The sequence below is a fragment of the Streptomyces sp. TE5632 genome (genome assembly GCF_054061295.1).
In genome coordinates this window covers 4,464,508-4,489,116 of record NZ_JBSSEA010000003.1, presented here as the reverse complement: position 1 = coordinate 4,489,116, position 24,609 = coordinate 4,464,508, and the positions used below count along the sequence as shown (strand labels likewise).

The window sequence follows — 24,609 nt, the reverse complement described above, 5'->3', positions numbered from 1 at the left end:
CGCGCTAGCTTGCTCTGCGCGGACCTGGGCGAAGAGGATGCGGGACACGGGGTGACGGTCAACGAGGGGGAGCCGCTCCGACTGTACAGAAAAGCTCTGAGGTACGCGGAATCGGACCCCGAGGTCTTCCTCGGCACAGCGAGGAGAGCGGCGGAGTCGATCCTGTTGGACATCGCCATGCGAGAGGCGGTCGGCTCGAAGCCGACACTCGAGTCCCTGCTGACCGTGCTCACCTCGAAGAACCTGGTGCCGCCCAAGGTCGTGCTCGCCGTGCGCACGATCCAGAACTACGGCAACTACGGCAGTCACGCTCAGGACGGGTCGGCCGAGGAGATCTCCGCCGAGGACGTCAGGCCGTGCCTCAACGCCTTGACCCAGTTGGCCGTCTGGTACGGGCAGACGAGCAGATCGCTCGCCGAGGAGGCCGTCCGGCACGAGCTTTCCGACCACCGGCGCAGTACGGGCACGACCCGGCTCGCGGACTCCACACTGATCGTGGTGAAGGCCGTCCTGCTGGGCTGCGGCTTGGAGAAGGCGCTGGCACGACGGAACCACCGTGTGGTGTCGTTGCAGCTTCCCTGGTCCGACAATCTCGTGCGGGACGTGTCGGCCCGGCTCCTCGACGCGGCGGTCTACAACGAGCAGCGCATCCTTCGCCTGCTCGAGACGGATGAGGCCGTTCAGGACCAGGTGGTGCCCATCGGACGGGTCGGCTACTCGATGGGCGGCCGCAATTTCTACCTGCTCGCCGCCCGTGGTGGCCGGTGGGGCGGAGTGACGGCCCAGGAGTTCCTCGCGGATCCGGCCGGTGCTCAGATCGCGGTGCCCAAGCACAGCGACATGTTCGACAACCTGCTCTCGGCGCTGTCGACCGACGAGGCGGGCCTCGCGGACAGGGGGATCAGTGTCCTCGACGTACCGCACCATCTCGGGCTGGAGTTGTTCCATCTGAACCGGGACGTGTTGGCGGTGGGCGGCCAGAACCTGCGCATGCACGCTCGGGAGGACGATGCCTACTTCGAACTCCTCAACTCCGACATGCTGCCGGCACCGACCCAGGCACGGCTGCGTTCAGCTGCCGCCAACGTGCTCATCGCGAACCGGGCGTGGCTGGAGGAGCTGGATCTGCATCCCGGGGAGCTGCGCCGTGAGCTGATGCGGTCGTTCCACGAGTGCGGGTCCGACGACGAGATGTTCGAGCGTCTGGTCCGCGACCTGGTGGCCCACGCCTCGTTCCCGCCGGAAACGCTGCCTGACAGTCGTGAACGGCTGGTGCGCCACGTGCTGTTCGAGAGCTACCGCTGGGGCCGTCCGTGAGCGCACCGAAGCGCGTGCTGGTCGTGGGCGGTGTCAACTTCGACGTCATCGCACAGGCCGACCGGTTTCCCTCGGAACACGAGAAGCTGCGGGGCAGGGAATGCTCCGTGCTGCCGGGCGGCGCCGCGTCGAACACCGCCGTGGGACTGGTGCGGCAGGGCTGCTCCGTCCGGCTGGTGTCCGCCGTGGGCGATGACACGGCGGGCGCGATGTGCCTGGAGGTGTTGGACGCGAGCGGCGTCGACACCTCGCTGGTTCAGGTACAGGCCGGGGCTCGTACGAGCATGGCCGTCGTCCTGTCGTCGGGCGTCGGGAAGCGGATGCTGACGTTCGCGGGCGCGGACCGCGGTCTGGCGTTCGATGCCGTCACGGAGGAGGACGTACGCACGGCGGATCACGTCCATGTCATCGGGGAGCCCACTCCCGCACTCGGACGCGTCGTCGAACTCGCGCACCTGACCGGGCGAAGCGTCTCCATCGAGTGGAACGGCAGGGACATGGGCCCGCTCGCGCACGGAGCGTCGCTCAACTTCATGAACGCCGATGAGGCGGCGCGTCTACCGCTGACTTACGGAGCGTCCGACGTCATCGGGACCGCGCGGCGCACGGCGGAGGTGGTGTCCGGTGATGTGATAGTGACGTTGGGCGCCGAGGGCGCCATGTGGGCCACTGCCGCCGGGCAACTGTTCCATGAACCCACCGTGCCGGTGGAACCGTTGGACAGAACGGGCGGCGGCGACGCGTTCGACGCGGGCGTCATCGCCGGCTGGCTGGGCGGCGAGCCGCCGACGGCCTCCATGCGGCGAGGCCTCGACGCGGCACGTCATGTGATCACAAGAATTGGAGCTCACCCGTGACGAGATGGCTCGGTGTTGCACTGCTTCCGCGAGCGGACCACCTGCGTGCCGCCGTCAGACTTCAGGCAGACATCGGCGGTGAGGTGCGTCTGCAGCCCCCGCTGCATCCGGACGGCAACCTCCCTCATGTCACGCTCTTCCAGGGTCCGTTCGAGGACACTCTCGCTCCGGCGGAGGCACTGGAGCTGATCGGCACGGCGGCGGTCGAGAGTGGTCTGCACGGCGAGGTGTCCCTGTCCACCACGGGTGTGGTCTACCAGCCCACCGGCTGGCTGTTCCTCGCCCTGGAGCGTCCGCCGCTGCTCGAAGCGCTGCAGGAGGCCGCGCTCGCCGCGCTGGACCGGCATCTCGACCGGGCGGCCTTCGACGGCAGCAAGGACATCTCCCGGTTCACCGCCGCCGAGCGGGTCAGCTACGAGCGCTACGGCTACCGGTACACCGGCGAGGCGTACGCACCGCACGTGACACTGGGCCGTACCGAGGAGGAGACCGCCCTGGACCTGGTCCGCACCGCGCGGGACCGGACCGACCTCCCCAAGGAGTGGGTGTTCGACCGACTCAGCTTCTACGTCATGGGTGAGCACGGTGCCCACGCGGAGACCTTGCTGGAGCGACCGCTGAGCCGGACGTGACGGGCCCACGGGAGTTGCTGACGGTCGCCGAGGCGGCCGTGGACGAGGCTGCCGCCTGGTTGGCGACGGCCGGAGGGAGCTACTGGTCGACTGCGCGGTTCAAGGCTTCCGGTGAGGAGGTCACCGCCGCCGACATCGAGGTGGAGTCCCGGGTGACGCGGGTGCTGGCCGCCCGGACACCGCGTATCCCGGTCGTCGGCGAGGAGTCGTCGGCTCCCGGAGCCCCACTGCCCGCGCGCTGCTGGGTGCTCGACCCGATCGACGGGACGATGAACTTCGCCCGGGGCGCGCCAATGCATGCCGTGTCGCTCGCCTACGTGCAGAACGGCGTTCCGCTGGTGGGCGTGGTGGAGGCACCTGCCCTCGGCCGGCGGTGGACGACGCCGAGCCGCCCGGAGGACGCACGTCCGGTGGCCGAGGACGTGGGCCGCGCGGTCGTGGGTGTCTCCGGCACCGGCTCGGGGCGCAGCGGCGCGCGACGCCTCCTCGACCGCGTCCAGGACGAGGCCTACCGGGTCCGCATGCAGGGCTCGATGGCGCTGGACCTGGTGGGCGTGGCGGAGGGCTGGCTGGACGCCTGCGTGTGCATCGCCCCCAAGCCGTGGGACGTCGCGGCCGGGGTGGCGTTGTGCCGCGAACGAGGGCGGACGGTCCTCGGCGCCGACGGCACGGCGTTCTCCTTCGACTCTCCGGTTCTGCTGGCGGGGGCGCCCGGGGTGGCCCGGTGGCTCGCCGAGCTGTGGTGCAGTAGCTGAGCGGGCGGCTCTGGGGCGTCCTGCTGCGGCGGTGCTCCCTTTCGCGAGCCGCGGGGTGAAGACACGTACGGTGACAACCACTCGACCCGGCTACAGCGGTGAACGATGGCGCCATATGCCCCGGTTGACAGGCATTCGCACCGGTCGACCGGCAATGCCCAGCGTACGCAGTGTCAGCGTACGCGCACATTCCGTGGACGGTACGCCTCACTCCGGGTGACGATGGAGCCCAGTCAGAAGCAGTACGGCGTGGTACGTGCGCGGGAAGGTGGCCGACAGTGGCCTATGAGAACACGGACGGCGGGGCGGGCACGGGGAGTTGTGGCGAGCCCGGGGTCTCGGACAGCATGCGCACCTTCGGCGCGGTCGTCCAGGCCCTACGGGAGCACGCGGGCCTCAGCCGGGAGGAGTTCGCCACTCTGGTCTGCTTCTCGAAGCACACGGTGGCCTCGGTGGAGCTGGGCCGCCGCATGCCGGACCGGGGCTTCGTGGAGCGTGCGGAGGAGGCGACCGGCAACACCGGCGCGCTGCGGAGGGCCGCGCCCCATCTGTCGCGGCAGGCGGGGCTGGCGAGTTGGTTCCGGCAGTGGGCGCGGCTGGAGACCCAGTCGGTGACGCTGTGGACCTACGACTGCCGGGTGGTTCCCGGCCTGTTGCAGACGGAACGCTACGCGCGGGCGGTGACGGAGAGCGTCCCGCCTGTCAAGGACGAGGACCAGGTGACCCAGCAGGTCACGGCCCGGCTGGAGCGTCAGCAACTGTTCGACCGCAGGCCGGCGATCACGTTCAGCTTCATCGTCGAGCAGGCTCTGCTGGAGCGCGGCACCGGAGGCCCGGACGTGACACGGGAGTTGCTCGACAGCCTCCTGGAACGGTCGTCGCAGTTCAACGTCGAGTTGCAGATCATGCCGAGCCATCAGCCGGACCATGCCGGGTTCGACGGGCCGTTGAGGCTCCTGGAGTCCCCGGACAACAAGTGGTTCGGCTATGCGGAGGGGCAGCGTGGCGGGATGCTGGTCATGGCCCCGAAAGAGGTCAGCATCATGCTCCAGCGGTATGCGAGACTGCGCTCGCAGGCTCTCACCTCCGACGACTCCAGGAGCCTGCTGAAGCGACTGCGAGGAGCGCCATGAGCAGCATCGACGAACGGGTCTGGTTCAAGAGCAGCTACAGCGGTTCCGACGGCGACGACTGCGTCGAGGTGGCAAAGGGCACGCAAACGATCCATGTCCGGGACTCCAAGGACCAGCGGAGCCCCGAACTCGCCCTTTCCCTCACCGTGTGGAGCGACTTCATCACCTACGCCGCGCAGGGCTGACCCTCACACTGCAAGATCAGTGCCCCGGGCCGGATACGTCCGGCCCGGGGCACTGATCTTGCAGTGAGGCACTGATGGACGGCACAGCGCGACATCGACCGCACAGTCGCCGACCGTCTCACCGAGCGCTGGCGAGCGGCCGGCACCGACGGACAGGCCCAGCCACGCGTACAGACTGTCCCAGCCACCCAGCCGCGCGTACGGCACGACCAGGCTCGCACCGGCGAGGAGAACGCCCAGCGAACTCATCAACGCGCCGAAGGGATCCACATCGCCGCCCGCAAAGGAACGGAAGAGCAGGGCGGTGCCGACGGACTGCCGACCTGCAAGGGATACGTCACCGCCTGGAAACGCCCCGCACCCCCGAACTGAACCCCTGGGCTGAGCCCCCGGGCTGAGCCCCCGCGCCTAGCCCTTCCCCACCCGGGTCCGCAGTGTGGTCACGCCGTGGGGGGCCGTCACAGCCGGGATCCGCCCGAGGCGTCGATGCACTGGCCGGTGATCCACCGCGACGACTCGGAGGCCAGGAAGGCGACGATGTCGGCCACATCGGACGGCTGCCCCAGCCGCCCGAAGACGGACAAGGACGCCAGCTCCGCCGCCGCTTCCCCCGTACGCCGCTTCTCCGCGTTCATGTCCGTCTCGACGAATCCGGGCCGGACACAGTTCACCGTGATGGCGCGCGCCCCGACTTCCTTGGCAAGCGCCAGGGTGAAGGTGTCGACCGCCCCCTTGCTCATGGAGTACACGAGGGACTCCGGATAGGCGACGCGGGTCACCGCCGACGAGATGTTGATGACGCGGCCCCCGTCCGGCATGCGTTTCAGGGCCTGCTGCGTCGTGAACACCAGGGATCTGGTGTTCACCGCGAAGATCCGGTCGAAGAGTTCGGGCGTCACCTCGCCGATGCGGGCGGACCCGCTGACGCCGGCGTTGTTGACGAGTACGTCCAGGCCCGGACCCGTGCCGTACCGTGCCACTCCGGCGTCGAACCGGTCGTACAGACTCTCCACTCCCCCCGGCTCGCCGAGGTCCGCCTGTACCGCGAAAGCGCGTCCGCCGCTGTCCCGGATCGCCTCGAGGGTTTCCTCGGCCGCGCTCTCGTTCTCGCGGAAGTGCACCGCCACCAGGGCGCCGTCCTGCGCCAGCCGCTGCGCGATACCCCGCCCCATCCCCCTGCTCGCACCCGTCACCAGTGCCGTCTTGCCTGCCAACACGCCTGTGTGCCTTCCCCTTTGAGACTGCTCGGACCGCAGCCGGGGCACGTGGGAGCACACACCCGTGACGTGAGGTGTACCCCGGAGCAACGAGGATGAGTCGTCAAGGGCCGGCGCTGAGAAGAGGGAAGTGACGGTCGCGAGGAAGTGGTCGCCGTCTCCGGTCCCACGGCTGCACACCGGAGGGACAGGGTGCCGCAGCGCCTCGGCCACGCGTCTTCAGGAATCCTCGTCATCTCCTCGGTCTTCGGAGGACCGCTCGTCGAGAACCGTGACGAAGGCCGAGGCGACGAGGGCGACGGCGGGGTCGTCGTCGCGGGCCAGCTGACGCAGGACCTCCCGCACGGCGGTCCCCGGCAGCTCGACCAGCGCCTGGGCCAGACGTATCCGCGTCGCGGAGTCCGCGGTGGGCGCGGCGAGCTCGTCGACCAGGGCGGTCATGATCCGGCCCGCGCACCCGGGGTCCCGGGACAGCGTTCCCAGGACCTCCGCCGCGTCGACGTCGTGGGACCCCTCGACCACCATGCCGACGAGTGTCGGCACGGTCGCGGTCGCCCCCCGCCTGCCCAGAGCCAGAGCGGCGTGCCTGCGCACCGTCGTGTCCGGGTCCCCGAGGGCGTCCGCGAGCACCGCGGCCGCCCCCGGCGCCTCGGCCATCTCGGCGATCGCCAGCACCGCGCGCCGCCGGACGTCCGCGTCCTGCGAGTACACGCCGTCGGCCAGTGCCGCCACGCCCTCGCCGCCCGATCGGGCGAGCGCCCAGCGCAGGGCTCCGGCGACGTGGGGGTCGGCTTCGGCCAGGACCGCCCCGGCCAGCAGCTCGGCGGGGACCGGCGAGCTCCCCGGCCGGGCCAGGACGGCCTGCTGTCTGCGCGCGGCGCTGGTCGAGTCGAGCCCCTGCATGAGGTCGACGATGCGCAGGACGTCCTGCCAGCCGGTGGGCGCCGACGCGTCGACGGCGCGGAGCCGCTCGAGCAGCTCCTGTTCCCGCTCCAGGCGGTCTTCCGTCCACCGGATGAGATCGCTGACCAGGTCGGACGGTGTGAAGGCGGGGTCCTCCAGCGCGCGCCCGATCTGCTTGAGCGAGAGCCCGAGGGACCGCAGGCTCTCCACATGGAAGATCCTGCGGACGTCCTCGGCGGAGTACTCGCGGTAGCCGCCGACGGTGCGACCGGTGGGCCGCACCAGCCCGAGGGCGTCGTAGTGCCGGAGCATCCGGGTACTCACCCCCGAGCGGCGGGCCACCTCGCCGATCAGCATTCCGCGGTCTCCGCAGCGGCGGCAGCGGCGGCAGTGGCGGCTCGTTCCGGGCCGAGTGCGACGACCCGCTTCGCCTCCTCGACGGCCGCGTCGAAACCGGTCTCCGGGTTCTGCCGGAGCAGCCCGGTGGCACGGGCGTGCGTGGCCACCGCCGGGTCGGAGCTCGCCGCGGCCTTCTCCAGGGCGGGCTCGGTCACGTCGCCGAGGTCGACGAGGGCCCGGCTCAGGCTCAGCCGCACGTCACGGTCACCGCGGCCGAGCTGCCTGACCAGTTCGTCGGCCAGCTCCCCCTTCTCGTCCTCGGGCACGAGGGCGACCGCGACCCGCCACGCGGTCCGTGCGACCTCCTCGTCGGCGTCGCGCAGCAGGTCGCGCGTGATCCAGGCCCACGCTCTCCTGTCGCCGATCTTGGAGAGCGTGTGCAACGCCTGGCTGCGGGCCTGAGCCCGCTCGGAGGCGAGTTCCCGGCGGATCCGGGGCAGCGTGGTCTCCGGCGGGAGGCGGATCAGCGCCCAGGACAGCATGTCCCGCACGAAGAAGTCCGGCTCGACCGCGCACCGCTCGACGAGCGCCTCCAGGAAGCCGGCGTCGGGGGTCGAGCCGGCCGCCAGGGCCGCCTGCAGCCGGACCGACGCGTCCTCGGCGCTCAGGGCGCCGACCACACGGGTGTTCTGCGGGGTTCCGTTACTCGGGTTGATCGAAACCACCTCCTGCACCCAGGGGACACCTTGCCACCGTGTCAAGGTCAACCCCGTGACCGGAGGACCAAAAGAACCCGCAGGTCAGGCGCCGAACGAGCGTCGAGTCTTATGTCGATTCATGCGGGGCTGCGCGGGACGAAGACGCGGCGAGCAGAGGGGGCCGAGGAGTACGGCTGCGACCAGCAAGGCTTGGGTCGGCCGCCGTACCCGCTGTGCATCACTCTCCGTGGTAAATGCGGTGCAGGTCGACCAGCTCGACATCACCGCGCCGGTCGGCCTCGTGCCTCAGATCGCCGGTGAAGCCGGAGCGGGCGAAAAGCAGGAGCTTCGGCAGGGCCCCCACTCCGGCGCTGGGCAGCAGCCCTCGCAGGTGCTCCAGCCGCTCCAACTGCGGCAGGCCGACAGGCGTGAGCGTCCCCTTGGCCTCACCGATCGCGGTGATCCGCTCCGCTCCGAACGCCGGCGACTCCGCGACCACCAGGTCCAGTTCGTGACCGCGCCGATGTTCCCGGCAGGCGATCTCGGTCGGGCGCACCCACCTCGCCCGGCCCCCGAGACTCTCCGGCGCGGCATGTTCGAAACACCATTGGCGGGCCAGTTCCTCGAAATGCGGGCCGTAGATCTTCCCGGCGACAGTGTCCGCATTCTCCTCCCACACCCGGTCGGCCCGGCCCACGACCAGTTCCGGCTCGTGCCGCTGGATCAGCAACTGGTGCAGTCGTACCACCGGCTCGGCGACCCGGAAAACGCTGCGCTTGTCCCGTATGGCGTCCTCGACCTGCTCCAGCAGCCCGATGTCCTGAAGTCCTGAGAGCAGGTGTGCCAGGGCGCTGCTCGGCCGTCCCAGTGCTCCCGCGATCTCCGACCGCCGGTGGTGTCCCGCGCTCACCGCCGCCAGGACCGCCGCGTACGAGGTCGGATCCGAGATCGAGGGTTCTTCACGCAACAGCAGCCCGCCCTCGCGGAACATGGCCGAGGCCGGATTCAGCAGCCGGCGCACCACCCACCGGTCGAAGTCCGCCAGGCTCTCCGGCCCCGCTCCCCCGCACATCTCCTTGTAGGCCGGGGTCCCGCCCACCAGCGCATGCAACCGGAACGCCAGCTCCGGGTCGTCCTCCACCCCCCAGAAGGCGGCCGCCTCCCTGAACCTGAAGGGCCGCACCACCAACTCCATGCTCGCCCGCCCTCGCAACGGGGCTCCTCCGCCGAGCAACTGCGCCATGGTAGTCAGGGCGCTGCCGCAGAGGATCAGCCGAGTGCGCGTGTGCTCCTTGGCGTGACTCATCGGACTGAGTGCCAGCTGGAGGTAGGAGGGCAGCGCGGGCGTCACCGACACCAGGTAGGGAAACTCGTCGATCACCACCGGCACCGGAGCGTCCTCACCGATCCGCAGCAACTCGTCCAGCGCCTCCCGCCAGTCGCCGAACATCACCGGCCGCCGCAACCCCCGGAACGCCGCGTACGCCGCACCGAGGTCCGCCAGATTCTGCGCCTCACTCTGCTGGGTCGCCGCGAACAGAAACCCGCCCGTTCGGCGTGCCAGCAGCTCGAGCATCAGCGTCTTCCCCTGCCGCCGCCGCCCATACACGAGTCCGAGCGACGCACCGTCCTGCTCCGACGCCGCGAACTCACCCAGCTCCCGCCACTCGGTGTCCCGCGCGAACAGCCGCTCCGGCTTGACCATCAACAAACACCTCACAGCTATGATAGACGCAGCTATCATAGCTGTAGAAACAATTGTCGACCCTCCCGAACCGGGGCTCGCTCATACCTGGCTCCTCGGGAGCCTTTGGCGCATGGCGCCGGGAAGCATCGCGGTCGAGCCGCCGGGCTCGGTCGCCGTGCAGCACTCCACGACCGGGAGGGGTGCGATCTGCACTCGGTTGTTGAGCTCCAGCAGGGTCCACAGGCAGCAGAACCCACATGGGGCACTCGCCACCGTCGGCCAGGGGTGAACCCAGCGTTCACCGGTCAGGTCCTGGCGGGTCGGTACGGCCCGACCGGCGAGGGGCTGGGCGACCAGTACGCAGATCTCGACCAGGTCTTCGCCGGGGAGGGCTTCTCCGCACCGCCTGGTACGGGGAGCCGGACCGGGTCGGGATTGTGGCGAGCGCGAGGTCGGCGCCCCCTGGAGACGAGGTCCGTGCACCGCTCGTCCGTGGCGCACCGCATACAGCAGACGACCCCTCCTCCGGACAGGAAGGGCTGCCTGCTCGTGGGCGTTCCCGCGTACGCCGGCGGCTACGCGGGGTCCAGCACGGGCCGCTCGGGGAGCCCGCCGTTCTTCTCGCAGCGCAGTTCCTTGGCCATGGCCAGCGAGACGGAGTGGGCCACGGTCGCGTAGGCGTCCTTCAACGCCTTTACGTCGCCCTCGGGCTCCGTCGGCACGGCCCAATGCCGCACGCCGATGACGATGTGGGTTAACCCCAACGAGTCGGGCAACCTGGTGCCCCGGCACGCGAAAAAGACGTACGCCTTGTCCGCCGCCGCCACGGCCCGCTCCCCCATCTTCAGCCTGGTGAAATTCGGGGCCGAGGGACCCGTCGGGGCGCCGTCGGCCAGCCTCCAGGTGATTCTGAGGTCAAAATCCGGCGTGCCGATGGGCGTGTAGACACGGCAGACGTCCTCGGTCACGGTGGTGTCCGGGTACGCCTCGACAATGTCCGTCGCGGCCTGTGCGACGGTGTACTCCTCCGCCGACGCCTCGAACCGCGACGTCCCGGTGATCACCTTCAGCGCCTTGGACGCATCGGCGGACATCGCCTTGCCACCGCAGAGTTGCGTCCCCGCGACGATCTTGTAGTCCTTCGGAGTCTTCGGAGTTCCGTCCACCTCTCCATCCCCTCCACACCCCGTGACCCCGAAAAACAACGAGCCGGCCACGGCCGCGGCAAGGAATCCTCTACGTACCGACCTACGACTGATCACTGTCCGCATCCTCACGTGTCCTCGGCCGGTCTCCGGCCTCAGCCGGTCTCCGGGCCGTTGCCCTGCTGCTTCGCCCGGTCGTTGCCGACCCCGTATCCGAGCAGCATCGACTCGATCAGGTCCTGCCCGAACCCGCTTTCCTCGGGGTTCAGGCCGTGGTACTTCAGGAACTCCTCCGTCGGGGACTCGGCCATGCGCTCACCGGCGGAGTAGACCTCCTTCTTCTCCTCATCGTTGAGGTCCTCCATCTTCTCCTTGTGCTCATCCACCGAGTTGTCGGAGATGTCGCCGACCACCTGGCTGATGACCTGTTCGGCAGCGCCGCTGGCGGTGTCGGTCGCCAGCGGGATGAGCACCGCGGCCGTGCCCACGGCCGCGGTCGCGGGCAGGAAGGCGACGCCCGCTGCGACGCCCGCCGTGGCCCCGAACTCGACCCAGCCCGCCCGCTTGGCGACCGCCTTCTCGTAGTCCTCGTGGGTCTTGAGGTTCGTCGCCTCCACCTGGTCGGCCCGGGCCTGGTCGAGCATGCCTTGCACCTCGGCGCCCACGCGCACGGTCGCCCTGGCAGGGCCCTCTTTGATTGTTCCGTCCGGGCCCACTGCCTTCTCTTCCAGCACGCTGCGGGTGTAGACCTGTTCCGCGGTCGACACCGTCGCGTAGGCGTCCGGGTGCTGGCCCAGGGTGCTGAGGAAGCCCCGGACGACGCTCCGCCCGTCCCCGTCCGCGGTGTCCGCGAAGTCGATGTGTCCGTCCGGGTTCTTGCCCGGCGCGAACACACTGTCCGGATCGTTCTTGGCCAACGCCCAGTTGATGTCGTCGATGTAGCCGACGCCCATGACGCCCAGGCTGTCGGCCATCGTCTCGTGCTTCTTGAGCAGACCCGGGTCGTCACCGTACTTCTCCATGACCTGCTGCATGACCGCGGCGTTGTCCGCGTCCCGCACCACACCGGGGTCCGGGTGCCCGGCCGGGTAGCCGAGGGTCGCCGCCTCCAGGGCGTGGCCGAGGGCGTCGGGCATGTGGCCGAGCGACTCCTTGAACTCTTTCTGGCCGAACGAGTTGACGTCGCCGAAGGACTCCCACTCCTCGTTGCCGAAGAAGTCGAGGTAGTTGTCGATCGCCTCGCCGTCCTTGTCCTTGCCGAGGTCGGCCGTGGCGCCGCGGTTGACCGTACCGTCCTCGTTGTACGCGGTCGGGGGGTCGGCGAAGAACTTCTTCGCCGCTTCCGGACTGTTGCCGAGCGCTTCCAGCATGGCGGTGGCCGGGTCGTAGCCGGCCCCGTTCACGCCGGAGGGGTTGAACGGGTTCTTGACCGGACCGTTCACCATCTTGGTCCCGGCGAACATGTCCGGGTCCTTCTGGTGCAGCTGCGCCACGTGTTCGGCGATCGGGTTGAGGAACTTCGCGTCGTAGTTCCCGTACCGCATGATCCCGCCGAGCAGCTGGTATCCGAACGGCCCGCCGTAGTCGTGCTTGCTCAGCGGAATGTGCTCCGTACCCAACTTGCGGAGCTCCGGACCCCACTTGTCGGTGAACCCCTTGTCGTGGGAGGCGGTGGCCAGGTTGAGGCCCAGGTTCTTCTGGAGCTCCTGGACGTCCTTGAGGCGTTCCGGGTCGACCTTGCCGTACTCGTACGTGTCGGTGGAGAGTTGACCGAAGAACGCGAGCGACTTCTCGGGGCCGAGCTTCTCGTAGAAGCCCTTGGAGAACTCGACCGACGAACTGTTGTCCTTCAGCAGCTCGTTGAGCTGCTGAAGTTCGGCGTGTGTGATGTCCTGGCCCTTGGCCGCCAGGGCGGCGGCGCGGGCGGCTTCCTCCTGGTCCAGCTTCGTGTACGTCGGAGCGCTGAAGTCCTTGCGGTCGGTGACGTTGGCCTCGAGGGTGTTCTTGAGGGCGAGGTCGGTGTCGTTGCAGTTGTCGACAATGAGGTCGATCTTCTTCTGCCACGCCGCGGCGTTCCGCTTCTCCTGCCGCAGGAGCTCGCTGTAGTCGGGGTCGTGCCGCGCTGCCTCGTTCTCGGACAACGGGTGCTTCACAGTGACCTTGCCGTTGCCGTCCACGCGGATGTTGGCCGCGGGCCCCTCGTGGTCCCGGATGTCGACCAGGTCGTCCCTGGCCTTCTTGATGGCCGCGTACCCCTCTTCCAGGATCCGCTTCACACCCTTGGCCTCGGCCGCGGCGTCCGTGAACTCCTTGGCCGTCTTACCGATGAACGCCTTGGTGACCCCTGCGTTGACGCCCTCCCAGGCCGCTCTGTCCGCCTTCGTCTTCATCCCGTCGGCGGCGGCGGTGGCGAGCTTGTCCAGCTTCCCCGCCATCTCCGACCAGTCGTCGACGGCGGCCTTCAGCTTCGCCACCGGGGCGTCGACGATGTCCTCGTACTTCAGCATGCTGAGCGCTCCCCCGAGCCCTAGTTCATGTACTCCGTGAGCACGGAGATCCGCGTCAGCTCTCCCTCGATCTTCGCCTCGTCCTTGGCGTGCTGGGCCTTGCTGTAATCGAGGTGATTCGAGATCCGCGCGCAGGCGTCCAGCAGCGTCTTCAGGTGGGTCTGCCATAAGTCGTGCACCTTCAGCACGGCCGAACCACTCACGAAGTTCCCGTTGGTCAGCGCCGTCGCCGCCTCGAACGTGGAGGCACGGGCGATGTCGCCCTCCTTCGCCAGCCGACCCAGCAGGTCGTACGCGTCATTGCCGATAGCGCCGAGGTCGTCCCGATTGACCACCAGGTCGGCCCCGCCACCACCGCCTTTGCCGCCGTCGGCCGGAATGCTGTTGGTCTGCATGGCAGTCCGCTTGGCCGCCGCCGCGCGCAGTTCGGCCCACTCTTGCTCGAACGTGATGAATTTCCCCCAGTCCATCCGGGCAGGCCACTCCCCCGTACTCGCACGGCCACCGACCTGACCACCTGTCACTTGCATCATCACCCGCCCACGGGGCGGCCGGCAGTTGATTCCCCGAAACCCGGCCGACAACGATCGAATCCCGACAGAATCATGCCCCGTGGAGCCGACCTCCCCCGCCTGCCCGAAGAGGACAGATGCGGCCCCAGATGGTGTCCCGCCGGGGGGTGCAGGGTCATCCGTCCCCGGCGCCGACTCTGCGGGGCCGGGGACGGATGCCGTGCGGAAAAGCGTGAGCAGTCGGCGGACAGGTGTCATCAGAGCTCTCGAATGAGCCTCATCAGAACAGTGGCGGCCAAAGTGCTCACGCTTTTAAAATGGTGTGTCACGCCCGGGGTGCGGGCGCCTGTCCCGGCGTCGCACACGTACGAGGCCGCGTGTCCGACCCGGGCGGTAGCGGAAAAGCGCCCGCCCGACCAGTAGGCCGGCACGTCGCCACTTGTCACGTGCCCGGAAAGCCCTGACGTCGACGGGGGCCTGCGGATTCGCGCCTTGTGCTCCTGCACCACTCGGCGGGAGGCCATCCCGATCGCTGTGTGGAGGTGTTGGTTGTCGAACCGGTCGGCCCGCCCCCAGCCTTCGGCCGGGGGCACCTCCACCGCGGTGGCGAGTTCGCCACGGCTGCGGGGCCCGCTACGAGGACGGGGCCCGCAGCCGGTTGTTCGCCGGACAGAGGTCAGCCGCTGACCGTGATGTTCGAGCTTCCGCTGCTCTGGTAACCCTCGGTGGCCATGATCATGTAGTACCTGAACTGGCCCATGTTCATGCCCGCGCGCGCCCAGGCGTCGAAGTGGTTGCCGGTGGTGATGGTGCCGGAGCCGCTGGTCACCTTCGACTGCCGGACGCTCCAGTACTGGTCGAAGGTGCGGGTGCCCTCGACGGAGGGGGCGTTGTACCGGGTCGTCTTGTAGATGTCGTACGTGCCGCCGTCGCTGTGGACGGTGCCCCTGTACTCGCCGGTGGGCCGGTAGCTGCCCCAGTTGTCGACGATGTAGTACTCCACCAGCGGGTTCGACGTCCAGCCGTAGAGACAGCCGTAGCCGTTGCCCGACGGGTTGAAGTAGCCGGTGTAGCGGACCGTCCTGCGCCCGCCCGTGCCCCAGCCCTTGCCGGCGACGAAGTTGCCGCAGTTGGTCCACCGGGTGCTGTAGCTGCCGCCGCCGTTGAGCGTCATGGAGACGGAGCCGCCGCCGTCGGTCCAGAACGAGTAGTACATGCCGTCGTAGCCGGTCTGGTTGGTGGTGATGGTGGTGGCGGCGTGGGCGGTGCCGGGCAGCAGCAGTCCGGACACGGTGGCGAGCGCGACGGTGCCGGCGCCGCCGAGGAAGCCTCGTCGGCTCAAGCCGCTGAAGGGAGCGGGGTTCTGCTGGATCTGGTTCTGCTGGATCTGGTCCTGCTGCGTGCCGTCCTGCTGCATGCGTCCTCCCGATGAAGGCTGGTGGGGGCGGGCGGCTCCTGCCGCCCGCGGCCTTGCATGGAACACGGCGGGGGCCGCCCGTCGTCGTGCCGCAACGACCGACCGCCGTCCCCGGTCACATGACGCGAGGGGAACGACGTTCTCCTGCCGTTCGGTGGCCACAGTTTTCGTAGAACGCCATGACCCTGTCAACACTTTCGGCAGCCTTTCGGAAAGAATTCTTCAACCAAGAGCGGTCTTGGTGAGTGTGCCTTCGCTGGTCAAGTCACCTCTCATGCGAACCATTGCAAGGGATGGAATGAGATGAGGGAGAGACACAACGCAAGCATGTGTGCGACATTCGAAACTTTCGAACGGGCGTGGACGCGACTGCGGCGGCCGACCGGGAACGACTGCGCGAACGGCCTGGCCTGGGTCACCGCGTACGACGCGGCGAGATCCGCGACGGTCGCCCACCTCGAGGGCGGTGCCACGCGCGGACCCTCGAATCCGTCAGCCTCACTCTGACGAACGCCTCGGTTCCCTCGACCGCGGGGCGGCCGGGACGAGCGAGCACACCACCCGTCGCCGGCTTCAGCGGATGACCCGGGAACAGTGTCATCACCTTCCGCTGCGACCTGGCCCACGCCCACAGCAGCCTGTACCCGCTCCCGCTCCTCACGGCCGCCGGCCCCGTCGAAGGCCCGACCAGCCGAGTACAGGGCGGACTGAATCGAGGTATCGGCATCCGGCAGACCAGCAGCACCCACCCATCTGATGCCCGGTCAGGTCGAGCGTCAAATGAGCGTCGAGACGATGCACTCCCGTCCATGCGGAATCGGGCCCTTGCATCCGTGATCCCCCACACAAGCCTAGGAAACAGCAGGTCATAGGCCCTTTGCTGCAGGCTCCAGGATCGCCACGCACTCCACGTGGTGCGTCATCGGGAACATGTCACCATGCCAGGAAGCCGAGAGAGCAGCAGGTCAACGACTGTTTCCGACCCGACTGGAAGTCCTTTCGGACACCCGGAGCGTCAAACGAGCGTCACGGCCCGGGTCATCATGTCGACCGAATCACATGTGGCCTCATCCCCTGGCACCGGACGTACTGGCTCGGCACCGGTCGGCAGGGCGCGGAGCGGGCGGCGGCGCGGCGGTCATCGCGGTCGACCGGACGCACTCGCTGCCGACGAGCGGGATTCGGTTTCCCGAACCCCTGCATCGGGGGCCGACAGGTCCCTTCCTGCCGGCCGGGGCCCGTGACAACGGCGCTCGTGGACGGCCTGTCGGGACCGTATCGTTTCGGCGGGTCAGGTCAGGTGTTGCTCCGGTCCGTGCCCGGAAGGCCGTCTACGGACGGCTCCAGTCAGTCGTGCGGCGACGGAACGCCTCCCAGGTCGCGCACACGGCGCTCCGGAGTCCTGCGTCGTCGAGGTCACCGGGTTCCGCGAGGTCGGGGTCGACCGAGTACTCCTCGAGGATCATGAACACTTCGTCCAGGAGATCACCGAGCGCGCCTCGGACCCGCTCCCCGTTCGTCTGGGAGGCCCGCCGAGCGTCCCACCAGCCGTGGGCGAAGTCCGGTGCGCCGCACGTTCCGGCCTCGGTGAACGCCTCCAGTAGTGCCAGTTGTTGTGCTGTGGCGCTGGCCGGGTCGACATCGCCGAGCCTGGACCAGGCGCGATCACCGGGCGGATAGGAGGCAGCCACGGGTGCGAGCGAGGGATGACGTTCCCTGAGCGAGCGTGCGTGACGGCCGAAGCGTGCGCGGGCCGAGTCCGTGCCCTCGCTGACGGCCGAGGCCATGAAGGCGGTGGTCCCCGCGATGAGCGCGTAGCCCTCCTCGGGGAAGAGGACGGCTCCCCGCGCGTCGGGCGTGCGCAGCAGGAGGGGCGGGCGCAAGCCCGTGAAGTCCGCGTCCGCGGGAAGCCGGGACGTCGCCGCGGTCGCGTCGGCGAGGCCCGTGGCGAGGAGGTGCGAGGCCCCCACAGCACGACAGCCGGCCTGAATCCTGCGGGTCAACGCCGCGTCGATGTTCGCTCCTACGGGCATCGGGGCCACCGACTTCGCACGCAGCCAGTCCGACGCGAAGGCGCCGTCCGGATCGAGCACCCTGCTCGGGTCCGATGACTCCCCGCCTTCTGGACCGGTCACCGCAAGAACCCGTTGTCGATGATTCCCTGGAACCTTCCCCCCACTCACCAGTTCCCGTAGTCCTCCACGTAGGTGGCGATCAACTCCAGCAGGGCGTCGGCCCGGTGCCGGTCCTCGCGTTGCACGCGCAGGGCCTCGTCGGCGGCCTGGAGACGGGCCAGCGCGGCCGGTTCGCCGTCGACCAGGCCGTCGACCACCGGCACCGCGGTGACCAGGTCCAGGCATTCAGTGAGCAGGCGGCGGGTGGCCGGGACGGGGGGAGCGGGGTCGGGGGCGGCGAAGCCGGTGGTCAGGTAGCGCGCGGGGTCTGTGAGGCTCCAGCCGACGACAGTGCCGTGCTGGACGAGGAGCGCCACGTCGGGGGCGATTCCGATGCGGGCGTCGAGTGGTTGGTCGAGGACGTCGAGGTCGCGCAGGCAGGTCAGCACGGCATCACCGGGAGCGCGGCACAGCACCGTGCACATCTCGTGCCGGAAGTCCTTGACCTCGTCCGCCTGCAGACCGCCCGGGCGTACTTCGGGCATGACGGGAACGCGGGCCGAGTCCTCGGCCGAGGCTGACTCCTCCGGAATTCGGAACTCGGCTCCGACCAGCTTCCGGTCGCCCGGGGCGAAGCGGAAGACGTCGGGGAGGTCCCACAGCACGTCCTGGCTGCCGAACGTGTCCGCGAAGAACCTCTCCCGTTCCACCCGGTCCGCATAAGGGGACACGATCAGGGACGTGCCGATGAGACGGGGAACGAGGTCGAGCGGCTCGCCCGTCACCGCCGCGGACCAGCCGCCGTCGAACTTCAGTTTCGTCGTCATCACTGCCTCATCTGATTTGTACCGCCGGAGGCTGGAAGCGGCCGTCCTTGGCGGGAATCCTGCCGTTCACGATGTCCTCGTGCGTCACCGGGGCGCCGGGGTCAGTGGGTTTCCCGCCGAGCGCCGTGGCCCCGGAGTCGCCCTTGACGCCTGAGGGACCGTACGCCGTGATGGCCTGGCCCTGGGTCTGGCCCGGGCCGTCGATCACCACGATGTCGTTACCCTGCCGGAAGGTGAACGTCCCGGCCGTGCCCGTCGAGTGGTACACGGCGTCCGGGTTCTTGAGGATTTCGACGACCCGTTCGTCACTGAAGTCGTGCCGGGTGTCTCCGTGGTAGTCGTGGCGCTTCCTGAACCCGCCGTCTTGTGCTTCCTCCACGATGGCGTCCAGTACCTTGTTGATCCGTTTCTGGGCCCGTTCCTCCTTCGTGTACTTGGGCATGAGGCCCAGCGGGTCGCACCCGCTGTACGGGTTGTCCACGTACGCGACGGGGTTCGGGGCGGGAGCGAGGCCGAGGGGGTCGGGGGAGGTGTAGCGGCCGGTCTCGGGGTCGTAGTGGCGGAAGTAGTTGTAGTGGAGGCCGGTCTCGGGGTCGTAGTACTGGCCGGGGAAGCGGAGCGGCGTGTAGGCACTGCTGTCACGGGCCCAGGCCGTGGTGCCCCAGAGCGTGCTCCGGGTGCGCCAGGCGAGGTCGCCCGTCTCGTCGATGAGCTCGGTCGGCGTGCCGATCAGGTCGGTGGCGATGGCGAAGAACCGCCGGTCGATCTCCTCCTGGCGGTCGTCGGCCGTGAGGATGCGCTCGGTCTGGGCGAGGGGCACGTCGGCGCGATGGTCCCAGGTGAGGGCGACCGTGTGCGGTACGTCCGGCTGGTGGCTGGTCTGTTCGCACAGAGTGAGGCCGTCCCAGGTGAACCGGGTCTCCTCGACCACGCTGGTGCCGTCGGCCGCCAGACGCTGTTTCGTGATGCGGCGGCCGAGCGGGTCGTAGCGGTAGGTCCAGCGGGTGCCGTCGGGGGTGGTGACGGAGGTGAGGCGGTTCTCCGTGTCCCACGCGTAGCGCCATGTGTCGGGCTTGCGGGAGAGGCGGGTCTTCTGCCGCAGGGTGACCCGGCCGAGGGCGTCGTACTCGAAGCGGACGTCTCCGGCGCGGGTGATACGGGTGCCGCTGTAGGTCCGCTCCCCGGTCGCCTCACCGCCCGGATGCCGGTCCGGCCAGGTCGCCGAGGTCTGGTTGCCGGCGTCGTCGTAGGCATACCGCTCCGTCCAGCCCTGGGCGTGGACGGCGGTGACCCGGCCCACCCGGTCGAGGTCGAAGGTGCGGGTGCCCGACAGCCGGTCCATGACGGAGGTGGGATGCCCGTCGGCGCGGTAGGAGTAGGCACGCTGGTTGACGACGCGAACTCCGGCGGTGATGTGTTGCGCGGCGAGCCGTCCTGCCTCGTCCCAGGCAGAGGTCATGGTGATCGTGTCGCCGAAGACGCGGGTGACTTCCCTGCCGGCGGCGTCGTGGGCGAATGCGATGCGGTGACCGCCGCTGGTCAGGCGGTGGGGCCGTCCGTCAGCGCCGTAGGCGTAGGAGGTGACGTGGCCGGTGGGCGTGGTGCGGCGCATGCGGCGGCCCAGCGCGTCGTAGGAGTAGGAGACGTGGCGGCCGTCCACCAGTTCGGTCTTGACCTTCCCCCGGCGGTCGTACTGATAGCGGAGTTCGCTGTCCGGTCCGGCCGCCTCCAGCAGGCGGCCCGCCCTGTCGTAGGCGTAGCTCGTCACCTGGCCGTCGACGTCCTTGCGGACCACCTGGCCGAGCTGGTCGCGCTCGAAGGAGATGGTCCCGCCGAGCGCGTCGGTGCGGGCGGCGAGCCGGCCCGCGGCGTCCACCCGGTAGGTGAGTACGCGGTCGTCGAAGTCGGTCTCGGAGACGATGTCGCCGGCGGCGTTGTACTCGTAGGTCCAGGTCAGTCCCTGCGGGTTGATGACGCGGGTGAGACGCAGCTCGGCGTCGTGCTCGAACTCGTAGCGGGCGCCGTCGGGTCGGGTGCGACCGACCAAGAGGTCGAAGTGGGTGTACTCGAAGCGGGAGACACCACCGGACGCATCCGTGTGGGTGAGCAGGTTGCCCTCGCCGTCGTAGGTCCACGAATCCGTGGCTCCATCGGGGCCGATGCGTCGGGCGAGTTGCCCGTCGGCGTGCCACTCGAGGCGGGTGACGCCGCCCACCGGGTCGGTGATGCGGACCGGCCTGCCGAGGGCGTCCCGTTGCGTGCGCGTGCCGGCGCCGCCGGGACCGGTCACCTCCACGGGCAGCCCCGCCGCGTCGCACACCACGCGCGTCACGGCTCCGAGTGCGTCCGTGACTGAGGTGAGGCGACCGGCGTGGTCGTAGGTGTAGCGGGTGGTGGCGCCGGCCTGGTCGGTGACCGCCGTGCGGTTTCCCCGCTCGTCGAACTCATGGACCATACGGGCGCCGTCCGGCCCGACGACCTCCACCGGCAGACCGAACTGGCCGCGAACGGTACGCAGTTCGCTTCCGTCAGGACGGGTGGCGGAGACGACCCGGCCGTCCTCGTCGTAGGAGAACGCGGTGGTGAGGCCCAGCGGGTCGGTGCGCGTCCGCAGGTTGCCGCGTGTGTCGTAGGTGAACCGGGTGGTGTGGCCGAGCGGATCGGTGACGGCGAGGAGACGGCAGCCGGGGCCGAACACGTGGCGGGTCGCGTGTCCGGCGGCGGTGGTGAGGGTGGTGGTGCGGTGGCCGGTGTCCGGGTCGGGTTCGGTGTAGGCCAGGGTGATCTGGACGTGGCCGGCTTCGCCGCCCTCCGCCACGACACGGTCGCGGTCGTCGTAGACGTAGTCGTAGCGGCTGCCGTTGGAGTCGATCCAGGCGGTGACGCGGCGGCGGTCGTCGTAGACGAAGGTGGTGGTCGCGCCGGAGGGTTTGGTGACGGCGGTGAGGTTGCCGTCCTGGTCGTAGCCGTAGGACATCAGCGGCAGGCCGGCGCCGTCCTCGCCCCCGTCGACCAGGTGGAGTGCGGTGATCAGGCCGTCGGTGGTGGTCAGCTTCAGCTGATGGCCGGCGGAGTGGACCAGGGCCGTGGGCAGGCCGTCGTCGGCGCGGTCGACGGTGATCGTGTGGCCGTTGCGTTCGGTGACGCAGGCCAGCCAGGCGGTTCCGTCGCCGGCGGGTTCGGCGCCGGCCGGGGCGGCGAAGTGGCGGACCAGGCCGGTGTCGGGGTCGGTGAGCGTGTAGTCGCCGTCCGCGTCACGGGCCAGCTGGCTGCGGGCGGGGCCGGATGCGGGGCGGGTGGGGGTTCCGGGGGCGGGGTGCGGATAGGTGATCAGCAGGCCGTCGGGGGTGACGTGGACGACGCCGACCGGGTCGATCTCCAGGCGTTCGTCGACGGTGGAGGTCCAGGACGATCCCAGGAAGCGGCCGGCCGTGCAGCCGGACTCGGTGCGGCGGGTGAAGACCAGCGGCAGGATGCCGGGGATCTCCACATCCGTCTGCGGCAGGAACATCCGGCCTGAGGCGAGGTCGACGGGGTCGGTGCCGTCGGTGGTGCGGCTGTCATCGGGCCGGTTGTGGGTGCCGTCGGGCGCGTCGTCGACGAGGCGGCGCACGCGGGCGGCGTCGGCGGCGTCGGCGGCGATGCGCACGCCCTTGACGGCGGCGCCTCCCCCGCCGGTGGCCACGGTCAGCGCGACGTCGGGCAGCAGACGGCCGAAGCCCTCATAGGGGTCCTTCATGAAGTCGCTGACCATCTGCTTGCCGGTGCCGACCGGGTCGTTGGCGGCCAGCACCAGGCCCGACGCGAGACTGTTGAGGCTGGTGGCGTACTCGGCGGGGTGGGTCAGGTTGTACGGGTCGAGGGGGTTGATGCCGCGCACGAAGTTGACCAGCCCGGCGGTGCCCTTGATGATGCCGCCGCCGACGTGGTCCCCCATGATCTGCAACTCCTGGAGGCCGTCGCCGAGTTGCTCCGTGTACGACGGCTTCTGAGGCGCCATGTCCCGGGCCGCGCGCACCGCCGTGCGGGCCGTCTCGGCCGCGGTGTTGCGCTGCTTGCGCGCCTCGGCCAGGATCTCCTGCGCCTCCTTCATCAGCTTCTTGCCCGGGTCGTCGAACGTCGGAGCCGGGCAAGGGGGAAGCGTGGAGGGGTCGCGTTCGTCGGCGGGCAGGGCGTTGTAGCGGTCGACGGCCTTGTTGTACGTGTCGACCTTCTTGCGGTGGGCGTCGGCGGCGTCCTCGGACGCCTTCACGCCGTCCTTCCACTTGTCGATCGCCGTCTGCGCCTGCCCCTGCGCCCAGGTCACGGTGGAGGCGAACGACTCCAGAGCGGCGGCCGCCTTCTCGCAGGCGTCGGCGCCCTCGAACCACTTCGGCGGCTGGGTGCTCACCGCCTTGCGCAGCGCCTCGGCCGTCTCCCCCTTCAGCCGTGCCGGGTCCAGTCCCTTCAGTCCGCCGCCCGCGTCGTCGAACGCCTTCTGGAAGCCGCGGAGTTTCTCCGCGGTGGAGCGGATCTTGTCCGGACTTCCGTAGACCAGTTTCGTCTTGTCCTCGGTGTCCCCGAGGTCCATCTCGTCGACCTCGGCGCCCATCCGGTTCGCGACCGAACGGGACTGCTCGCGCACCCAGTCCGCGCCGGACTCCCAGCCGGCCTCGTCCAGCCGGTCCGCGGTCCAGTTCCCCGCGCCCTCGACCCGGTCGCCGAGCCACTCGACACCGTCCTCGACCGCCTCCTCGACCGAGTCGGGAGTGATGTCCTTGATGAAGTCGCCTATGCCCACGTTCAGTTGCCCCCGCCGTCACCCGGACCGCCCTGCTGCTGCGCCTGTCGGGCGCGTTCCTCGGGCGACGGACCGAACGTCTCGTCCAACGCCCGGTTCCACTCGTTCTCGTCGATGCCCAGCCGCTCGTTGAGCCATTCGGCCTGCTGACCGCCCCGCCCCTCCGTCAACAGCGAACGGCCGGTGTCCTTCCAGGTCTGCTCGATGTCCTCACCGGCCTGCTCGAACGACTCCCGGCTCCAGTCCGGGTCGAAGGCGTCCGGCGTGAACACCTCACCCCACCCCTGCTGGGTGATCTCCTCCTCCGAGGCGTGCGGATTGCCGCCCATCAGGGCGTTCACCCCCACCTTCAACGACCCCGCCACGTACTGGTCGTGCTCCCACAGCGTGCCCGCCGCCAGACCGAGCCGGTTCGCGATCTGGCTGGCGTCGTTGACCAAGGCACGCACGCCCCACTCCCACCGCTCACAGAAGTCCTCGAAGTCCACCGACAAACCGTGGTGCCCGGCCTCCATCCCCGTCATCGACAACCCGGAGAAGCCCTTGCCCATGACAGAACCGGTGGCACCACCCAACTCCCCCAGCCCGTCGATGGTGGCGCCCACCCCCTTGGTGAACTTCGCCACCGACGCCGCATCGAGATTCAGGTCCACGTCCTCAGCGGCCACGCCCGTCCCCCTTCCCGTCCGAGCCGGCGTCGACGGTGTCGACGGCAGCTTGGTCGGGCACGACCCCCGCGACCGGCGGGAAGAACATCGACCCGTCCTCGGTCGCGATGTCCACCGCCAGCCCGGCCGGCTCCCCCAACCCCGGCACGATCTCGTCCACGATCCACGCCCCCAGCAGCGCCGCGTAGTCCATCGACCGGTCCCCCGGCCCGTGATGCACGGCGAACCGGGCCAGCGCCGTCTCGTCCGTGAAGGCACACACCCACCGCACCCCACCCGAATGCGCGCTCCACAACCGCCCGTCCACCGACGGCACCAGAAGCACCGACCGCCGCATCTCACCGATCAGCGCCCGAGGATCGCCAAGCCCCGCCCTCTGCTCGGCTATTCGCTCGGCCAACGCCGTCCTCGCCTGCTCCACGCAACCCTCCCCGCTCCGGTGCCCTGCGCGACCGATGGCACCGTAGAGCACGACGCGCGCGAAGGGGCCGGTGGTTCTCGTGAAACTCGACCGGGCCCCGCCAGGCTCCCTTGATCCGGGCACCGAGGTTCACGGGATCTGAACCGCACCGACGGCCACGGCGCCCCTGCGAACGGAGGCCGGTGCGCCGGACGCAGGGGGCTCACCCCGGTGTGTCCCACACGGCACGCCGGACGAACGGCGAGGCCCGCGCCGCCACGTGGGTCGAGCGCGAGCCGCGTGCCGGTTCCCGGAACGGGTCCTCGGAGCTCAACCGTTGGACACCTTCTCCTCCTCGGCCTCGTCGGCCGCTCAGCACCTTCGAGGGCCTCCGCGTCCGACGGCCGTCAGCCGAGCAGGATGCGCCGACGGGGGTAGCGCATGGCCGGGAAGCATCCGCGTGTGCCCCGCTTGCCGCCCGGCGTGAAGTGCTACTGCCGCAGTCACCGCGTCCGC

Annotated in this window: 20 protein-coding genes; 6 read left to right on the top strand and 14 right to left on the bottom strand. The window is 69.6% G+C overall.

What is annotated here, in order from left to right; translation table 11 throughout:
• Positions 1-51 precede the first annotated feature (51 nt).
• The 6 genes from ACVW19_RS25670 (at position 52) to ACVW19_RS25645 (ending at position 4,879) form a co-directional block, all read left to right on the top strand.
• Complete coding sequence (locus ACVW19_RS25670; protein ID WP_457462119.1) at positions 52-1,317, top strand: DUF4145 domain-containing protein; 1,266 nt, start codon at positions 52-54, stop codon at positions 1,315-1,317.
• Positions 1,314-2,174 carry a carbohydrate kinase family protein gene (locus ACVW19_RS25665; protein WP_457462117.1) on the top strand — a complete coding sequence of 287 codons (861 nt, stop codon included), beginning with the start codon at positions 1,314-1,316 and terminating at the stop codon, positions 2,172-2,174. Before ACVW19_RS25670 ends, ACVW19_RS25665 begins: the two co-directional genes overlap by 4 nt.
• 83 nt (positions 2,175-2,257) lie before the next feature.
• Positions 2,258-2,806: a 2'-5' RNA ligase family protein gene (locus ACVW19_RS25660; protein WP_457462115.1), complete on the top strand. Its 549-nt coding sequence runs from the start codon at positions 2,258-2,260 to the stop codon at positions 2,804-2,806.
• Positions 2,803-3,561 (top strand): inositol monophosphatase family protein, encoded by a 759-nt coding sequence (locus ACVW19_RS25655; protein WP_457462114.1) that lies wholly within the window; start codon positions 2,803-2,805, stop codon positions 3,559-3,561. The genes ACVW19_RS25660 and ACVW19_RS25655 overlap by 4 nt, the downstream gene beginning before the upstream one ends.
• 278 nt (positions 3,562-3,839) lie before the next feature.
• Positions 3,840-4,694, top strand: a complete 855-nt coding sequence (locus tag ACVW19_RS25650) for a helix-turn-helix domain-containing protein (protein ID WP_457462113.1) — start codon at positions 3,840-3,842, stop codon at positions 4,692-4,694.
• Complete coding sequence (locus tag ACVW19_RS25645) at positions 4,691-4,879, top strand: DUF397 domain-containing protein (RefSeq protein ID WP_457462111.1); 189 nt, start codon at positions 4,691-4,693, stop codon at positions 4,877-4,879. The genes ACVW19_RS25650 and ACVW19_RS25645 overlap by 4 nt, the downstream gene beginning before the upstream one ends.
• Positions 4,880-4,882: 3 nt before the next feature.
• On the opposite strand, the gene ACVW19_RS25640 is transcribed toward ACVW19_RS25645, so the two are convergent.
• The 14 genes from ACVW19_RS25640 to ACVW19_RS25575 form a co-directional block, all read right to left on the bottom strand.
• Positions 4,883-5,128 (bottom strand): hypothetical protein, encoded by a 246-nt coding sequence (locus ACVW19_RS25640; protein ID WP_457462109.1) that lies wholly within the window; start codon positions 5,126-5,128, stop codon positions 4,883-4,885.
• A 209-nt stretch (positions 5,129-5,337) separates the two neighbouring features.
• Positions 5,338-6,093, bottom strand: a complete 756-nt coding sequence (locus ACVW19_RS25635; protein ID WP_457462108.1) for an SDR family oxidoreductase — start codon at positions 6,091-6,093, stop codon at positions 5,338-5,340.
• Positions 6,094-6,315: 222 nt separating this feature from the next.
• The gene (locus ACVW19_RS25630; RefSeq protein WP_457462107.1) at positions 6,316-7,356 is read right to left on the bottom strand and encodes a HEAT repeat domain-containing protein; all 1,041 of its coding nucleotides are present in this window, start codon (positions 7,354-7,356) and stop codon (positions 6,316-6,318) included.
• Positions 7,350-8,072: a HEAT repeat domain-containing protein gene (locus tag ACVW19_RS25625; RefSeq protein ID WP_457462105.1), complete on the bottom strand. Its 723-nt coding sequence runs from the start codon at positions 8,070-8,072 to the stop codon at positions 7,350-7,352. Before ACVW19_RS25625 ends, ACVW19_RS25630 begins: the two co-directional genes overlap by 7 nt.
• A 202-nt stretch (positions 8,073-8,274) precedes the next feature.
• Positions 8,275-9,741, bottom strand: a complete 1,467-nt coding sequence (locus ACVW19_RS25620; RefSeq protein ID WP_457462103.1) for an AAA family ATPase — start codon at positions 9,739-9,741, stop codon at positions 8,275-8,277.
• A 557-nt stretch (positions 9,742-10,298) separates the two neighbouring features.
• A complete protein-coding gene (locus ACVW19_RS25615) occupies positions 10,299-10,889 on the bottom strand; it encodes a hypothetical protein (protein WP_457462102.1) in 591 nt (196 codons plus the stop codon).
• Positions 10,890-11,023: 134 nt separating this feature from the next.
• Entirely contained in the window at positions 11,024-13,375 is a 2,352-nt protein-coding gene (locus tag ACVW19_RS25610) for a hypothetical protein (RefSeq protein ID WP_457462100.1), read from the bottom strand.
• A 20-nt stretch (positions 13,376-13,395) separates the two neighbouring features.
• A complete protein-coding gene (locus tag ACVW19_RS25605) occupies positions 13,396-13,827 on the bottom strand; it encodes a hypothetical protein (RefSeq protein ID WP_384202814.1) in 432 nt (143 codons plus the stop codon).
• A 736-nt stretch (positions 13,828-14,563) separates the two neighbouring features.
• Complete coding sequence (locus ACVW19_RS25600; RefSeq protein ID WP_457462098.1) at positions 14,564-15,304, bottom strand: glycoside hydrolase family 11 protein; 741 nt, start codon at positions 15,302-15,304, stop codon at positions 14,564-14,566.
• 1,331 nt (positions 15,305-16,635) lie between these two features.
• Positions 16,636-17,439, bottom strand: coding sequence for a hypothetical protein (locus tag ACVW19_RS25595; protein ID WP_457462096.1), 804 nt, complete (start codon positions 17,437-17,439; stop codon positions 16,636-16,638).
• Between the two features lie 44 nt (positions 17,440-17,483).
• Positions 17,484-18,245: a hypothetical protein gene (locus ACVW19_RS25590; protein WP_457462095.1), complete on the bottom strand. Its 762-nt coding sequence runs from the start codon at positions 18,243-18,245 to the stop codon at positions 17,484-17,486.
• Positions 18,246-18,252: 7 nt separating this feature from the next.
• A complete protein-coding gene (locus ACVW19_RS25585; RefSeq protein WP_457462094.1) occupies positions 18,253-23,025 on the bottom strand; it encodes a putative T7SS-secreted protein in 4,773 nt (1,590 codons plus the stop codon).
• A 2-nt stretch (positions 23,026-23,027) separates the two neighbouring features.
• Entirely contained in the window at positions 23,028-23,693 is a 666-nt protein-coding gene (locus tag ACVW19_RS25580; RefSeq protein ID WP_457462092.1) for a hypothetical protein, read from the bottom strand.
• Positions 23,683-24,114, bottom strand: coding sequence for a hypothetical protein (locus tag ACVW19_RS25575; protein ID WP_457462090.1), 432 nt, complete (start codon positions 24,112-24,114; stop codon positions 23,683-23,685). The genes ACVW19_RS25580 and ACVW19_RS25575 overlap by 11 nt, the downstream gene beginning before the upstream one ends.
• Positions 24,115-24,609 lie beyond the last annotated feature (495 nt).